Consider the following 16,532-nt stretch of genomic DNA (forward strand, 5'->3'; position numbering starts at 1 on the left):
GCGTTCTAGCCAGGCCAGTTATCGAACCAAAGGTCAGGCCCGTACTGTCCCCACCCTTGTTCCTGCGAGCGGTACCACCAGTGTAGTTGCGTGTCTTCCGCTCGCATCGCCCCGGTAACGCCCTGATTATTCGCGTTCGGATGGAGCTGGGATCCGGGCCCTCTATGCACAACTTGATCCAATTCATGAATTGGCGATCCGGGCATTTGATCCGCGTGGTGAATCTCAATCCGGTCGCCCAGATGATTCGGGCGCAAGCCGTGTGCACCGCGGCCAATATCGCCACGAGTCCACGGTCCCTCAACCCGAATTGGCGGAACATTCGGGCCCGCACCGGTCGCCGGTGAACAACTGCAACTAACGCCCGGAGGAGTGTTGCCGCAGTTGTGGACGAGGACCGGCGTGTCCCCGACGATCACATAGTACGTGTGGATGTCGGCAACAGTAAGGTCGTGCATCTGTTCATCGCCGCGGTGGTTGCGGACGGCCTCGACCGTGACTCTGGCCCCGTCGATGGTCGAGAGCTGCTCGCCGTGGTGGAGTTTAGCTGCGCTGATCCATTCAGTTCTGGTTTGGCTCCAGAAGGGGTGGTGTTGGGTGGTTTCGAGGATGGTGGTGGAGTTGTCGGCTAGGCGTAGGTCGAGGTCGGTGAGGTCGGTGTCTTGGTTGGTGTGGGTTTGGGTGACGGGTTTGGCTTCGTCGTTTCCGGTTTCGGGGTCGGTGGCGAGGACGAGGTCCCCGACCTTGACCTCGGCGATGGCTTTCGTGGTGCCGTTAGCGAGAAGGACGCCGGTGGTTGGTGCGAAGCTGTGTGTGCACGCACCTTTGCCTTTGAACCCGAAGCGAGCGCCACCTGCGAGAGTTGCCGCGCCGATTCCTGATTCCGTGCCGGCTGCTACGGCTGCTTCGATGTCTCCCTCGGCCAGGTTCGACCATGCGTTCCACCAGCCGACGTAGATGTCCTTGATCGCAACAGCCGGGCTGATGAGAGCGGACACGTAGTTTTCGGCGAAAATTTTGCCTGTGTCCCACAGCGCGTCGGTGAGGGACATGTCGCCTTTGTATACGGCGTTGGCGTTGTTGTAGGTCGTTACCCAGCTGTTCTTGATGGCGTCGAAGGTGTCGACGATGGGGCTGACGATTGCGTTTTTGGCGCCGGTCAAGAAGCCGCCGAAGACCTTCTTCGCGGTGGTCTTCTTTTTTGGAGGGGTGGGGTTGGCGGGAGGGGTGGTGGTGCCTTTGCTGCTGGTCTTCGGGGTGTAGTCGACGATCTTGGTGCCGTTGTGGCCCTTGTAGGCCCTGACGTGGCCGGCGCCGTCTCCGAGGGCGTAGAGCCCTGAGGGGTCGCTGAAGGTGGCGGGGCTGTTGCGGCTGTAGGCGTAGCCGTGCCATTGCTCGGGGTCAGCGAGGTCCATGACCGGGTCTACGGAGATGAATCTGCCGAGGGTGGGGTCGTATTCGCGGGCGCCGAGGTGGGTGAGGCCGGTGTCGTCTTGGGTGCCGCCGACGAAGGCTTTGCTGCCGAGCCAGACTGATGGGGTTGTGCCGCGTTGTTCGCCGTAGGGCATGGTGCGGCGGCGTTGGCTGGCCAGGGTGTCAGCGTCGATTTGGACCTGGCCGGTGCCCTGGTGGTTGCTGATGGTCCACTTGAGCCCGGAGGCGTCGCGGACGGCGATGCCGGCGTAATAGCGGGTGCCGGAGGGTCCGCCGCTGGTGGGGGTAACGACGAGCTCGGTGCTGCCGAGGTAGAGGGTGGTCTTGTCGTCTGCGCGGGAGATGAGTCGGTTGCCGTCGGCGTCGTAGACGTACTCGGTGGAGTTCGTGTCTTCGGTGAGGGTGTCCAGTCGGCCTTCGGGGTTCCAGGTCAGCGTCTGGGCGGTGCCGGTGGGGGTGGTGCGTTGGGTCATGTTGCCGGCGTCGTCGTAGGCGAATCCGCGGGTGCCGGTGTCGGCGAGGGGGCCGGTGGCGGTGACGGAGGCGATCTGGTGGGCGGTCACTGCGTGGAGGGCGCCGGTGTTGTAGGTCCACACCGTGTTGCCGGTGGTGGTGTTGTGGTCGGTTTGGGTGAGCCGGTTACCAAGGGCGTCGAAGGTCCAGGAGCGGTGGTAGGGGTCGACGCCGGCGCGTTGGGGGGTGGCGCAGGTCGCGGTGGTCTGGGTCCAAGCTTGGGTCAGCCGACGTAGTTGGTCGTAGGTGAAGCATTCGACCTGGTCGGTGGTGCCGTTGGTCTTTCCGGCGATTGAGGTGATGTTGCCGGTCTGGTCGTAGGTGTAGCCGCTGGTGAATTTGCTGGTGAACGTTCCGGGGGTGGTGGGGCTTTCGGTGGCGACATCGTGGCTGTCGAGCCGCCCGGTGCCGGTGTCGATGGTGGTGGTCTGCCGGACCTGGCTGCCGGCTGTGCCGTGCAGACTCTGGTGTGCGGGTCCGTGGTTGTAGTAGGTGGCGTCCGCGAGGTATTCGGTGTCGGGTGCTCCGGCGATCTGGCCGGTCGTGGAGCGCGCGTATCCGTTGGTGTCGTAGACGGAAGTGATGGTCTCGGCGGGTAGACCACCGATACCGGGCAGGGTCTGGCGGGTGATCTTGCCGGCGAGGTTGTAGGCGACACCAGTGGTGTAGGTGCCGGCGAGGGTGCCTTCGGCTGCGGGAATCGTGACGGTGGTGCCGGTCGGTTCGTAGCGGTCGGTGTAGCCGGTCACCGCAGTGGTGTAGGCGTTGCCGTCGTGCCACCTCGTGGACGAGGTGAGGCGTCCCTTGGCGATGCTGTCGTACACGTAGCTGACCAGGCGGGTGCCGGTGCCGACGTCGCCGGCCCACCGGCCCTTGGTGCGGGACTGCGCGTCGTACTCGGTGGAGATCTTCTGCCCGCGTCCGTCGAGGTTGTAGGCGACTCGACCGGCGGTGTCGTAGTGGGTGGTGGAGGTGCCGGAGTCCGGGTCGACTTTCTGGGTGAGGCGGCCGGCGAGGTCGTAGGTGTTGGTCCAGGTGTTGTCGTCGGGGTCGACGACCGTGGTGAGTTGGTCCAGGAGGTCGTAGGTGTAGGTGGTGCTCTGGTACGTGTTCGGGTTGGTGGCCGAGGTGTACTGGTCCAGGCGCGTCGTGTTGCCGCGTGTGTCGATGTGGCTGACCGTCTTCGTCCCGCCGGACGGCGGGACGACCATGGTGCGGTCGCCGTAGTAGGTGGTGGCGGTCTGCCGCCACGCCGTGCCGAGTTTCTTGTCCACCTCTGCGGTGGCCCGGTTCAGGTGGTCGTAGGTCGTCTCGCGGACAGCGGGAACGGTGGCAAGGCTCGGGTTGACCAACCCGGAACCGGCGGCGGAGCTGTTGTGGAAGGGTGCGGTGGTGGCGGCGACGTTGCCGCGAGGATCGTAGGTGGTGGCGGAGACGACGCGTCCGCCGTTCGGGCCCGGCTGCTGGACTTCCCGTACCTGGCCGAGCCCGTCGACGTACTGGTAGGAGTTCAGGTAGACGGGGCTGCCGTCGTGGGATTGCAGCGTTTCGGTCCTGGTCCGCGCCGGGGCGGTGGGTTGGCCGGTGCCGCTGGAGGTGATCTGGTAGCTGAACCGCAGCGACGGCACCCCGGACGACTTCGCTTGCCCCGGCGCGTATACCTCGACGAGACGGCCGAGCGGGTCGTAGAGCAGGTCGGTGACCTTGCCGTTCGGGTCGGTGATCCGCGACGGTTCACCGGTGTGCCGGTCGATCAGGGTGGTGCTGAAGTGGTTGAAGCCACCGCCGACGGTGCTGGTGATGCCGTTGTCGGGCCAGTTGACGCCCGGGCTGTAGCTGGTGGTGACGGTCAATCCCGCCGAGTCGGTCGTGGTCAGGATCCGACCGGTGTTGTCGTAGGTGCTCCGACCACTCGACACGTAACTGGTCGGACCGTGGTAGGTGTGAACTTCGGCGACGTTGCCGTCGTACGGACTCTGGGAGCCTTCGACGGTGTAGTTGTCATAGAAGGTGACCGCGCGGGACAGCAGCGTTCCGGAGCCGCAGGTATCGCCGGACCAGGTCTCCACCCGCTCCGGGAAATTGATCAGGTAGTTACCGCTCGGGATGTCACGTTGGGCGTAGGTGTAGGAGGTGCAGGTGTTGTCCGCGACTCCGACCTCGTTGTACTGGTGGAACCGGATCGGCAACCCGTACGTGGACTCGTAGACGGTGTGTTCTGAGGTTTCGCGCCAGGTGCCGTCGTCGAGTTTGACGCGGTGGTTCTCCAAACCGACGCGGACTTGGCGGGGGTTGGCGTAGCCGGGACCGTTGAAGCTGCCCTGGATGATGTGGTCGTAGCGGGTGCTGGCGACTTCGGTGTAGGAGGCGTCAGCGGGGTTCGCGTGGTAGGTGGTCATCCGGTACTGGCGGGTTTGCAGGGTCCGGCCGGCGCGGGCGGAGTGGTCGTGGTAGACGTTGCCCGCCCAGTCGGTGACGGTGGTTTCCTTGATGCCGCCGCCGCTGCCGGGGTCGTAGATGTCGTGGTACATGCCGCGGAAGAACCTCGACATCGACACCGTGTACTTCGACGGATCCGTACCGGAGCCCTGCACGACGCGGACCCGGTTGTAGCCGGCGAAGACGCTCCACGACTCGTTGGCGTCCGGGACGAGCGGGTTGTTGGGGTTCTTCCACGCCGGGGTGCCGACGGAGTAGTCGTACTGGGTGACCTGGTCCGGTGACCCACCGACCTGGTCTTTCACCACGACCTTCTTGACCAGGTACTTGTGGAAGATCCCGAAGCCGGGTTCGGCGCCCGGTGGTGAGTGGAAGATCGGGTAGCAGTCATCGGTGTTGACGTCCCAGTTGCCCTGCTTGCCGTTGTGCCAGCTGGTGAACCCGGACTGGTCCGACCCGCCCTGCGGGCACGGCTTCTGGGTGCCGTAGGTGACCTCGGTGCGGCCACCGAGTCCGTTGCGGACGACCAGCAGCCGCGGCATCCGCATCGCCGAGACACCCAGGCCGGTCTCGTCGTAGTCGACGCGGCCGTCGCGGAAGTTCGGCTGGACACCGTCGACGTAGTCGAGGTTCACCGGCGGCATGTCGATCTTGTTGGCGTCCGCGCCGATCAGACCGATCGGGCGGATGTAGTCCAGCACGAACACCCGCTCGGTCAGACCGGGCGGGTTGGACACCTTGTAGCGCAGCTGCACCCGGCCGATGTTGTTCCACGCCGCCGTGCCGGCGTTCCACTGGTACGACGTCACCCGGTCCAAGATTCTGGCGGTGAAGAACGACTGGGTGTAGTTCCCACACGACGACGACCCGCACAGCAGATCCCCGGGCACGTCGGGGTAGGACGTCGGATTCGACGACAGCGACGGACACGACGGCGGCTCATTGTTGAACGGGTCATCCTCGGTGGTGCGCTCCACACACCGGTGCGCCCACCCGAGAACCACCTTGCCGACCGGAACCGCACCCGCCTCGGTCACGTTCTTCGCGTACTCGATCTCCGACAGGTAGCCGCCCCGGTCGTACTCCAGGATCGACCCACTCGAGGCCCGCTTGTAGTGGTTCGTCTCCCGCGTCCAGTGCAGATACGTCTCGTTCTCATTGGCGTCCAGAACCCGGTCGAGGTTCCACCGCCACGGATCCCGACACGACTTCGGATACCCGTCGTGGCAGGGCTCCCCGTCCTCGTCGCCGAGGATCGACATCTTCCACACCGAGTCCCGCTCATACCCGAACCGGTACTCCGTGCCGTCCTGCGTCCACACCTTCCAATAGCCGTCACTCTCGGCCCCACCGGCGAGGAACTCCACCCGCCACCCGAAGTCGTCGACCGGCTTCCACACCCCCGCCGTGGTCTTCACGATCTGCGTCGACTGCCCCTGCAACGAGATCGTGATATGCGACGCCGCCACATCATTGGTGGCCGCCTCCCCGTCCTCACCGTCCGGGGACTCCCAACACATCTCCGTCGGATACGTCCGGCACGGCTTGTACATCCGCTCCACATAACCCGGCGAATACGACCACCCCAACCCCGCCGGACCCGACTGGTTGTTCGTGCCGTGCGTCATCCCATCCACCACCGACGAGCTGTACGACAACTGCAACCCCAACGTCTGCCCATACGGCAGCGGCGGCTCCGGCAACGGATACGAATAGGTGAACGACCCCGCGCTCTCCCCCACCTGCCACGACCCCGACGGCTGCAAATCCGTCGCCGTGTAGGAACCCGTCGACCCACCCGACGCCGACGACGCCAGCGCATACACGCCCACCGACTCGACCGATGTCTGCGCCGTGAAGCCCTCGAACACACCCGTCCGGCTACCAGCCGCCGTCGCGTCACCGGCAACGTCCACCACCGCCGTCAACGTCTTCGCATGCGGATCATTCGCCGCCGACACCCACACCGGATCCGCCGAACACTCCGGCACCTCCGGCGTCGTCGCCGCGCACCCCGGCAACCGCACCAACCTCAACCGGTCAGCGAACGAACCCCCATACGCCTGCGCGAAATCCGCATAATCCACCACCACCTGAACCGCACCCGCCGACGCGGAACCGTCCGCCCGCGCCAGGGAATACAACGGGCCCGCGTTACCCAACGCCACCGACGCCGACCGGTCAAACGACCGCACCCGCACCGACCCCACCCCACCAGCCAGGCGCGCCGCCACACCCTCACCCGCAGGCGCCTCCTCGGCAGGCTCGACCGTCAGCCCGAACGCCTCCCGCTGCTCAGCGTCCGCCTGCAGATCCAGGACCGCCTCCCCACCGGCAGGGAACGTCCCCGCCGGAAGAGGCTCGGTCACCGTGCTCTCGTCATCCGGATCCGGGTCCTGCTCCGCCTGCCGCACCCCCACCGCCGCCACCGACCGCGAATCACCCGGCTCCACCGCCGGAGCCGCCGCGACCGCCGGCCCACGCAACTGCACCACCGGCAACAAGCCCAGCAGCACCGCCACCGCCACCACAGCGGCCCTGGCCCTCCCCCGCGCCCCGGAACGGTCGAACGCGGTGCCCCCACGGCGGCCAGCAGGCATCAGCAGCCCTCCTGTCGATCAAGAAAGTGACCGACACGCTAGGCATCCCACCCGATCCCACACAAGGCCAGGAGCCCGCACCATCCATGAAGGACGATCACCATCAGTGGATCATCTGCCGCTGCAGTCCTTGATGACAGCCGCCCACCAGACGCCATAAGCCACATAACAGCCCACCAGCTCCGCGACTGCCAGCGGCCACCCTCACGCAAAGAAATCTTCAGCAAACTTTCAACATCAAGGGTCGCCCCTGCGAGGTGGCGTAGCTGCTGGAGCACCGCCACACCCTGATCGGTGGCCGGGTCCCGGCGCGCGCCATGAAGGGCAGGCTCTTACCTCGGCACCGCCCCACACCCCCGCCCTGCCGCGGGCAGCGGTGCCGAGACCATGGCTCCGTACGACGGCGGCGGAAGTCGTTGGCTCGTCGTTGTTCGTCGAGACACCACTCAGCCCCGCCCAAGGCCCCCCCTGGCCGGCGCGGGCTCGCCTCGCGTTCGCCGAGCATTTCGTCGGCGATCTCCGATATCCGCGAGGCGTCGCTCCGGGTTTCTGTCCCGCGCCGACGAGCTGTCAGCCCTGGAGTACGTTGATCGGCTCGGCGTCATCGCGACGCTTTTCCGGTCGGGGCAGCTCCGCGATTGACACAATCTCAGGCAGCGGTCACGTTCGGCAAGGCCACTACGCCGCGCAGGTGGGTGTCACCGATGCACCATTGGTCGAAGCATGCAGGTGCCGATCAATCTGCTGTCCAGTGTTGGTCGAATCTTCATCCACCTATACCGTTTCCTCTGCCATTCTTGAGGAAGGGGCGCGGCTATGCGCAAAGGTGTCGAGTGGGACTGATTCGGCAACGTAGGGGCTGCTACGGTTGGCGCTCCTGAGGCGGGAGCGGACCTACAACCACGGGGGGATCAATCGATGCCGCTGCGGCGTGACAGCGTGCCGATGCTTCTCTTCACCACGTCAGGCGCTGCGGCCGCAGTAGCCTGCCTCGCCTGGGCAATACCGAACCTCGGGTCGCCGACATCGGACCAGCAGGTCTATCTGTGGTTGGGCGTTGCGCTGATGGCCATGGGCGCGGCGTTCTCGGTCCGCCTGCCCCGAGTGTCCATGCGGGTCACTCTGACGCCGATGGCGTGCCTGGTGTGCGCCTGGGTGTTGCCGGCACCGTGGGTGATCGTGACTGCTGCTGCGGGCGTGAGCGTGGCGCGGCTGGTGTCCCGACGTCCACGCTCGGCCTGGCTGCACAAGGCCGTGCACAACACGAGCATGGACATCATCGCCGCAGCGCTCGCAGCCGGCGTGATGGTCACCCTTGGCGTCCGTCCAGTCCTCAGCGAACCGCCGTCTACCGCGCTGCCGGTCGCGAACAGTCTGGTCGCCCTGGCAATCGCGGCGGTCGTGGTGGTGGGGTCCGGGGAACTGGTGACGACGGTCGCGGTCACGCTGTCCACCAAGCGGCCCTTCGGTGTCGCGCTGCGCGGGCTGTGGTTGACGCGTCTGTCCGTCGCCGCGGCGGAGATCGTCCTTGCGGGTGTGGTCACCATGGCCACAGCGCTGGACATGCGGGTGCTCGTGGGGCTGCCGGCGGTGATGCTCGTCGTGCATCTCGTGCTCGCACACCGGCTGAGGGTGTCGGAGGAGCGCCGAACGTGGGAGCGTCTGGCTGCGCTGAGCGAGGCACTGACGTCGCGTGAAGTCGATGTGGTGCTGCGCACCGCAGCCGGTGGTGCGGTCGACCTGTTCGATGTCCCAGCGGCGGATATTGAGATCTCGGCCGGCGAGCGTGTGGTACGGGCCCGTCAGCATGGTGGTGTTGCCCGCCTCGTGTACGACGGGCCCGCAGACGACGCACCTGACGCAGGCGACGCGCAGTACCCGATGCCGTTCGGGGTCAGCGGCGCCGCGGACGGAATTCATGGAGTCCTGACGCTTTACTTGGGTGAGCCGGGCAGGACGCTGTCCGCACGTGAGGACGTCACCCTGCGGGCGTTCGCCGCGACGCTGTCGTCCAGCTTGGACCTGGCGCACGCCTACAATCGGCTAAGCCAGGAGGCACGCCGTCATCAGGCGCTTGCCAGCCACGACGTCGACACCGGCCTGCTGAACCGCACCGGCCTGCTGTACCATCTCGATCAAGGACGCGGCGAGCCCGGTCGGACCGTTCATGCCGTAGTGATCCGGTTGGACAACTACGCGTTCCTGGCCGATGCGGCAGGCAGAGACTGCGCACTGGATCTCCTGCGGGTCCTCGCCGACCGGCTGCGGCGAGCGTTCCCGGACGAGAACTCGGTGGCCCGGGTCGGTGACGTGACGTTCGCCCTGGTGATGTCGGATGTCACCGTCGGTGTGGCCTATCAGCGGGCTTGTTGGACGGTCGCGGCGCTGCGACGCGAGATACCACTCGACGGGCACCGTCTGGTGGTTCGGGCGAGCGCGGGGATGGCGTCCGGCGTGCCGGGCGCCGATCTGCTCGACGCGGCCGAGCGGGTGCTGTGGCGGGCCAACCAGCGCGGCGACGACCGGCTGGTGTCGTATCAGGCGGGTCCCGTGCGGGAATGGTCGCTGGCCCGGGAGTTGAACAGCTCCCGGCTGTCGATCGCGTTCGAGCCGATCGTTGACCTGGCCAGCGGCAGAATCACGATGATGCAGGCCGTACCGCGCTGGCTCTATTCGCGGCACGAGGTGCTCGCCTGCGACGAGTACGTCTTTCAGCTCATCGACGCCGCTGATGGCAGCCTCGACATCCTGGCCCGACGAGTGGTGGCCCGATCGCTTGCCGCTGCGGCGGTGTGGCGTGATGTGCTGCCCGACGTGGCGATGGTGGTGCCGATTCCCGCCGCCGCGCTGACCCAGTCATTCGTCGAATCCGTCCGCGACCTGCTCGGCAAGCACAGCGCCACATCGGGACGGTCGTTGGTGCTGGCGGTCGGCGCACCGCCGGATCCAAGCGCACGCGAGGCGGCCGAGTGGATTGGCCAGTTCGGTGTGCGGCTGCTGATGGACCGCTTCGGTAGCGGACACGTGGGGCTGGAGGCGCTGGCAGCAGGCGAGTGGAGCATGCTGCGGCTGGACCCCGCCTACGCCCTGGACGCGGGATGGCAGCCGGCACGGTCGGTGATCCGCGCCGCGGTGGACCTCGCCACCGATCTGGATCTCTCCGTCGTCGCGCCGGGTATCCGCACCGAGAAGGAACGGCGTGAGTTGGCCGGCTTGGGCTGCGCCTTGGGTAGCGGTCCGCTGGTCGGTGGCGAGATGTTTCCCAGCCAGGTCCGGGATCACGCCCTGCTGTGGCAGCCCAAAGCTCTCAGCGGCGGGGCGAAGGTCGTTCAGCTACACCGCGCTCGCCGCGCAGCCGCCGCCTCCGGTCGAGGATCGTAGGAGGCTGCCGGAGGGCCGCTCGGGCTGGCCGCTGCACGCCGGTACCGCGGTGTTGGCAGGGGTATGCGTGGGTACCCACCGGGCGATCTCCGCCATGACCAGCGGTGAGTCGTGGAGGGCACGGGCCATGCACGCAAGGCGCCGGGCCTCGGACGGTACGTCGTACTCGCCGTGCTGCGCGTTCAACAGACGTGTATCGCTGGCAGCAGAGGGCTGCGAGGTACGGCGGTGTCGCAGGGCGACGGCGACGGTGGCGGCATCCGCGACGGCCATCACGGCGTCGGGGTGAAGCCGGTGGCGTCGGGCACGTCGGGTGGCGCTGTCGTGCACCCGTGGGCTGAACCATGGTTGCAGGACGCGCAGGGCCTCGTGGACCTCGATGACGGTGCGGTGGCGGTGGCGTCTGCTGCGAATCTCCACCGCCACGGGTGCGGCGGTGCTGGTGCTGATGATCGCCACGTCCGCGACGGCCCCCCGCAGGGTCATCCACAGCTCCAGCAGGTGCCAGTCAGCACGACGGTCGGCCCACCAGGTCAGCCCGATCCGGGACAACGCTGGGGCAGCTTGCCGGTGCACGGCGGCGCGTGCATTGCGTTCGGCCGAGGTCAACCACTGGTACAGCACGTCGGCCGCCAGCTCGGCCTCGGCCTCGACGGCGGGGTCGATGTCGTCGTGTCGTGCGTCGCCGTCGTGGTCGAGGACGATATGCGCGACCTCGTGCAGGATGGTCTGGGTCCGTGTCAGCGCGGGCAGCGCGGCGTCGACGACGATGGTGTCCTGGTCGTGGCGTCGGACCAGGAGTCCCGGCGGCAGGTCGACGCCCAGGTGCAGGTCGTGGACCCGCAGGGTGCGGCCTCGTGCGCGTCCGATCGTCTCGCACCAGTCGTCCACCCTGTACGGGGCGGGCGGGGGTGGAAGGTTGGCCCGCCTCAACCGCCGCGTCAGGCGTGCCCGAGCCAGCAGCATGCAACCTCCTGACGCTAGCGCCGTTGTCGAGATCAAGCGTCAGATTGTAACGATGAGCAGCCTTCAGGAATACCCATCGGAGTCGCGAGTAGATCGATAGGGCTGCTGCACCACGATGAGGTCGCTCCTGCGCCGGATGAGGCACCAGCCACCATCCGCAGGCTTCCTAGGAGGATGGGTTCCTGCGGGTTGTCGCATCCGGCGTCGAGCGTTCCTAGAACCTGAAGTCGGCGCCGGGGCGGGTCAGATTGACCATGAGTCCGATGTGGGTGTAGAAGTTCAGCGTACTGAACACGAGGAATCCCACCCCCGCGATGGACCAACTCCACCGGACAACGACCCAAGCGGCGTCGGCTCGTGTCGTGACGAGCCACGGAAACGCCAGCGCCCCTGCGGCCGACAAGGCGTAGAGAAAAGCGAAGAACGAGTTCTCGATGGCAGGGTAGCCGTTCAACAGGCCGGTGATGGGCTCTTCGACCGGTGCAGCGCCGATCAGCGAGAACCGCAGGATCGCTGCCGCGCAGGCGGCCAAGACCAGCCCTACCGCGAAGACGACCGGCGAGGCGACCTTGATCGCTGCGATCGTCACGTGTCGACGACGCGACACGTGAAAACTAGCGGCGATGAGCAGCACCCCCAACCACAGGCACGGCTCACCGAAAACGATGTTGACCGGCGGGTTGGCCGTCAAAGGGTGTGTGACGGTCATGGCGCCAGCGAGTCCGGCGAGGATGCTGCCGAGGGCGAGGAACGTCGGCGCGAAGTCCGCGGGGTCGAAGGTTGTGTCGTGCCCCCCGTGAAGCGCGCTTGCCAGCGTCGCGGCGCTGCCGTCAACTGACGTACCCGACGTGACGACCGCAGTGTCGCCGGTTGCTTGGAGCGCCCGGATGTTCGTCCAGAAGCGGACCACGGCGAGCATGGCCAGTCCGGCGGCGACACCCATGCTCGTGTTGTACAGAATCATCATCGCCCTCAACTCGGCATCTATGAAATTGCGGTTCCTCGGGCAGCAACACTGGATCTGCACAAGTGGCAGGACTGGCAACGCGGGGGTTCGGGTGGGCACGCGTGTGTCCGATGCCCAGCTGCCTTCTGTGTATCGTCCGAGAATGGGCGACTACTCGCGCAAGCGGGACATCGTCGCCCGCGCCGTCTCGGTCATCCGATCGACCAGATCTGCGGGTAGGTCCATACCGTCGACGGCTGGGACCACGACAACTGTGAGGTAAAGATTGCCATCATGGGTTATGACGTACCTGCCGGTGAGTTCGTCCTGGTAGGTATAGGCGGCGCTGCCGAGGTCCGCGATGTCGGTCAGGGCGCCGTCCGCTTGATGGGCGGGGCGCAGACTGTCGAAGATGACGCGCCCCGAACCAGGGTCGCCGGTGGTGGCATGTACCCGGACGAACGCACCCTCCGGAAGGTCTCCCAAGGTGGTCGAACACGTCGCGTCCGTGGCGCCCGCAATGTCGTGGGCCTGGCCTCGCTGAGCGGCGGCGGCTCCCAGCACTTGGGTCAGGGGCGCGAAATCCACGTGAGTGCACAGGTCGTCCGCCCTGCGGTACACGGAGTCCGCGGCACGCCCGGAGCCTGGCTCGGTCACGTTGGGAGTGATTCCAGGTGACACCGGTTGGGACTCCTCCGTTGACGAGCAAGCCGCCGTGAGCGCAACAACCGCCAGCACACCGGCGAGAATAAGACCGTTGCTCTGGACACAGCGGTGAAAGGTGGTGGCCAAGGCTTGAGCGATCATGTTCAGGGCCACGGTCGACCACCGTCGCAGGCTGACCCCGGAGACAGTTACGTTCATGAGGAAACGCCAATCCGGGGGCAGATGGATGTTAGGAAGACTCAGCCAGAATCGTCTGCGGCCCTGCCCCCGTTGAGGGCCGCCGAATCACCTCACCACTGCATCACGGCGTCGCTGACCGGACCTACTGATACGGCTAGACCTAGTTAGACATCGCGCGGATTGGCGTCGTCGGCGGTGCAGAAATCTCCGCCCGAGAATGGCCATACACCCTCCCAAGTGGTAATCACGCGAGGCGGGCCAGCAGGACGCTACCGGTGCTGGTGTTCGTTCGGATGACTCAGCCGGAGACTGGTGCTCACGGATGGTCGACCTCGACGTCGTCGATGCGGTGGCCTCGGTTGATGGTCGTTCGGGCGGTACCGCAGCCGGCTGGTCGCGTCGTAGCGAGGCGGGCGAGTGCAGCCAGGGAGGCGCGGGTGGTGGGCGTGGGGACATGGTGGAGCTGCCGGATGGCGTACGTGGCCAGCCGGGTGGCGCGTGGGTGTGTCGGAGCGTGGTGCGCCCACGTCACGCACGTGGCAATAGTCGAAGGGTGGAGGTAGCCCCGGATGCGGATCAGATCACGCACGAGCAGCGGCGCGGTGTGGTCGATGCGGTGCGCGGCGCCCAGGGCGTGCCAGGCGGTAAACAGGTCGAGGGTGTCCCAGTGGGTCAGGGCTCTGGGGGCGCTGCCGTCGGCAGCAACGGCGCGATAGTAGATGGCGGCGAGGGCGCTGCTGGCCGGCCGCAAGCCGGCGGCGACAGTGAGTGCCACAGTGAGGGTGCGTCGGTGATGCGGACCGTGGTGCTGCTGCGCGGCGTTGAGGTCGTCGAGTGCGGCGGCGACCATGTGTGCCCAACGGGGATCGGCGGGCACCGGCGTGAGGTCGGCTACCGCGCGAACCGCGGACGCGATCGGGTCCGGGTCTCGGACGGGGCGGCGGCGGGTCCACAGGTCCACCGCACGGTCGATCACGAAGTGCGGCACCGCACGGTCCTTCCCGCAAGATCTCCGTCCGAGCCGGATCGAGGGACTGGATGTTGGCGGCACACGCTGGTGTGCGTGTCGTCGGCGGTGAATCGAGCGGCGGCGGCGAGCTGGTCGGGTAGGTCGTCGCCGGGTGGTAGGTAGCGGGTGGCGGCGGCAAGAGCGGTGCCGATGCAGCGGCGGGCAAGGTCGTGCCATCCGCACCTACGGTAGAGCTGGGCGAAGTGAGCGAGGATGATCAGGCTGTGCCGATTGTCTCGGCCGTACGCGTCTGCGACCTGGATGTGAAGGGTTGCCAAGGCGCGGAGGGCGTCGTCGCAGGCGCCAGCGGCGTGGTCGGCATACGCCTGCGAAACCGCGTCGTCGACGTCGCGGTCCGCATGGAGCAGGGCCCGGCTCGTCGATGGACCGACGAGGTGCCTGTCGGCCGGTCGTCGACGCCACGTCAGCGCCGGGTAGGCATCAGTGCGGTGCATTGTCATCCTTGCGGGTCGCCGAGGGGTGTGGCCGGCGATAAAGGGCAACGGGGGAACCCGTTTATCGCCGGCCACAGACCGACCATCTGAGTGATGGCCGGTTGGGTATGCGCCGTGGCGGCGCCTACCCGGCGAGGACACGGGTGGAACCGGGAAGGAGTCAGTCCCTTCCCACCCGCGTCCTTGAGGTCTACTGGGGTTTGCGAGCGATCGTGGAGGTGAACTGGTAGCCGCGGACCGAGACCGCGGGGTCGACCATCAGTTCCCCGAACCGGATCAGGTCGGCATCGGTGAGGTCGGCCTGCAGAAGTCGGTCGTGCAGTTGGCGGGCATTGTCGGCGAGCAGGAGGCAGCCGGGCCCGCCGCCGGTCCACGTGTCGGCGCGGGTGTGGCTGTAGATGTTTGTCATGGCGGCGTCGAGCAGGTGGGCGTGGGTGAGGTTGCCCCAGTCCAGGTCGGTGCCGCCGGTGGCGAGGGTGTCGAGGATGGCGTGGATGACCCGGTAGATCAGGTGGCTGTCGTCGTCGGTGGGCGCGTGGTGGATCAGGGCGCGGCTGTGGACGATTTCGCCGAGTACCAGCCAGCCGCCGGGCCGCAGCAGTGTGATCATCTGCCCGAGTAGGTCGACGCGGTTGTCGAGATGTTCCAGGACGCAGCGGCTGTGGACGAGGTCCAGGCTGCCCGGCTCGATCGGCAGGTCGAGACCGTCACGCAGGTCACGCTGGTAGACGTCGATGACGGCCGTGGGTTCGAGCAGGCGGGTGTCGATGTCGACGGCGATGACCGTGCCCGTGGGGCCGACCTTGTCGGCGAGGTCTCGGGTGACGGAACCGGCGCCGGCGCCAACGTCCAGGACCGTCCAGCCGGGCCGGATGGGAATTTTGGCGAGGTCGTGGCGAGTGATCGGGTCGAGCACGCGCTGGAGGGGGTCGAGTTGCTGCGGAGCGTTGCGAAACTGGTAGGCCGTGGTGCTCATCGGGCATCTCCTTCAGGCGCGGGTAGGCAGGGTGTGGCGGGCACGTGCAGGTCGATCCGTGCGCGTCCGGGATGGTGCCGGGTCGGGAACGGCGGGTTGGGTGGTTCCCACCAGCGGACGTTGACGCGGCTGTGGCCGAGCACAAGGAGGTAGCTGGTGGGTCGCCAGCCGCCGGCCTGGTCAGGGCGGGCGGTTTCGTAGGCGAGGATGTTGCCGGTGGTGGGATGCACGATGAGCAGGCTGCGGTGACCGTCGTTGTCGGTGGCGGTGATCCCGACGCCGACGCGGCCGGCGCGGTCGGACACTCGTGGGTAGTAGACGAGTTGGTCGTGTCGGGCCAGGACGGTCAGGACGGCGGCGCGGTCGTCGCGGCGCAGGGTGTGCCAGGACGCGATCTCGGCGACGGCCCGCACGGTGTCGGCGGCGTTGACGTCGCGGCCGTTGGCGGGGAGCAGGAGGTCGCTGGTGAGGAACCGAAACAGCGGGTCGACCACCGTGTCGGTGGGAATGTGGTGGGGGATGTGGCCCGCATTCCACCAGTCCTCTCCCACCGGCACTGGGCCAGGCGGGTGTTGGGTGGTGAGCTGAGCGCCGGATCGATCGTCGGCATGCCACCGCACGACCTCCCGCAGCGTTCCCCACCAGGACGGGTCCTTTCGCCATTGGACGTAGCGGATGAGGTCGTAGCGGCCCGACACGGTGTCGCACGGGCTGGCGCGGATGGTGGCGGCGAGGTCCCGCAAGACGTCGCGAGCGGGCCGAGGGTAGGCCACGCGGGTGGCCGCTGACCGGTCATGGCGTGCGGCGGAGGCGGCCAGGTCAAGCTGCGGTGCCGCAGAGACCGAGCAGCCTGTCGGGGTGGTGACGGGTGCCGGCCGAGCAGGCACAACCGCCACGCTGGTGGCGATGGCCAGCGACAGGGTGACCACGACCGCTGGGCCCCGCATGGCGGTGCGCCAGTCCGGCT

The 16,532-nt window shown here is 67.2% G+C and carries 8 protein-coding genes; 1 reads left to right on the forward strand and 7 read right to left on the reverse strand.

Going from position 1 to position 16,532, the window contains the following annotated elements; translation table 11 throughout:
• Window positions 1-5: 5 nt before the first annotated feature.
• On the reverse strand, window positions 6-6,986 hold the full coding sequence (locus tag KBX50_RS12445; RefSeq protein WP_210937178.1) for a polymorphic toxin-type HINT domain-containing protein: 6,981 nt from the start codon (window positions 6,984-6,986) through the stop codon (window positions 6-8).
• 918 nt (window positions 6,987-7,904) lie between these two features.
• Here KBX50_RS12445 and KBX50_RS12450 point away from each other — a divergent pair.
• A complete protein-coding gene (locus tag KBX50_RS12450) occupies window positions 7,905-10,367 on the forward strand; it encodes an EAL domain-containing protein (RefSeq protein ID WP_210937179.1) in 2,463 nt (820 codons plus the stop codon).
• On the opposite strand, the gene KBX50_RS12455 is transcribed toward KBX50_RS12450, so the two are convergent.
• The 6 genes from KBX50_RS12455 to KBX50_RS12480 form a co-directional block, all read right to left on the reverse strand.
• The gene (locus KBX50_RS12455) at window positions 10,320-11,258 is read right to left on the reverse strand and encodes a DUF6545 domain-containing protein (protein WP_210937180.1); all 939 of its coding nucleotides are present in this window, start codon (window positions 11,256-11,258) and stop codon (window positions 10,320-10,322) included. The genes KBX50_RS12450 and KBX50_RS12455 overlap by 48 nt on opposite strands.
• A gap of 289 nt (window positions 11,259-11,547) precedes the next feature.
• Window positions 11,548-12,300 (reverse strand): DUF981 family protein, encoded by a 753-nt coding sequence (locus tag KBX50_RS12460; protein ID WP_210937181.1) that lies wholly within the window; start codon window positions 12,298-12,300, stop codon window positions 11,548-11,550.
• Window positions 12,301-12,450: 150 nt separating this feature from the next.
• Entirely contained in the window at window positions 12,451-13,098 is a 648-nt protein-coding gene (locus tag KBX50_RS12465; protein ID WP_210937182.1) for a hypothetical protein, read from the reverse strand.
• 343 nt (window positions 13,099-13,441) lie between these two features.
• Window positions 13,442-14,113 (reverse strand): hypothetical protein, encoded by a 672-nt coding sequence (locus tag KBX50_RS12470; protein ID WP_210937183.1) that lies wholly within the window; start codon window positions 14,111-14,113, stop codon window positions 13,442-13,444.
• Between the two features lie 666 nt (window positions 14,114-14,779).
• The gene (locus KBX50_RS12475; RefSeq protein ID WP_210937184.1) at window positions 14,780-15,565 is read right to left on the reverse strand and encodes a class I SAM-dependent methyltransferase; all 786 of its coding nucleotides are present in this window, start codon (window positions 15,563-15,565) and stop codon (window positions 14,780-14,782) included.
• A complete protein-coding gene (locus KBX50_RS12480; RefSeq protein ID WP_210937185.1) occupies window positions 15,562-16,512 on the reverse strand; it encodes a hypothetical protein in 951 nt (316 codons plus the stop codon). Before KBX50_RS12480 ends, KBX50_RS12475 begins: the two co-directional genes overlap by 4 nt.
• Between the last annotated feature and the right edge of the window lie 20 nt (window positions 16,513-16,532).

It is taken from the genome of Micromonospora sp. C51 (assembly GCF_018070435.1).
GTDB classification, from domain to species: domain Bacteria; phylum Actinomycetota; class Actinomycetes; order Mycobacteriales; family Micromonosporaceae; genus Micromonospora; species Micromonospora sediminimaris.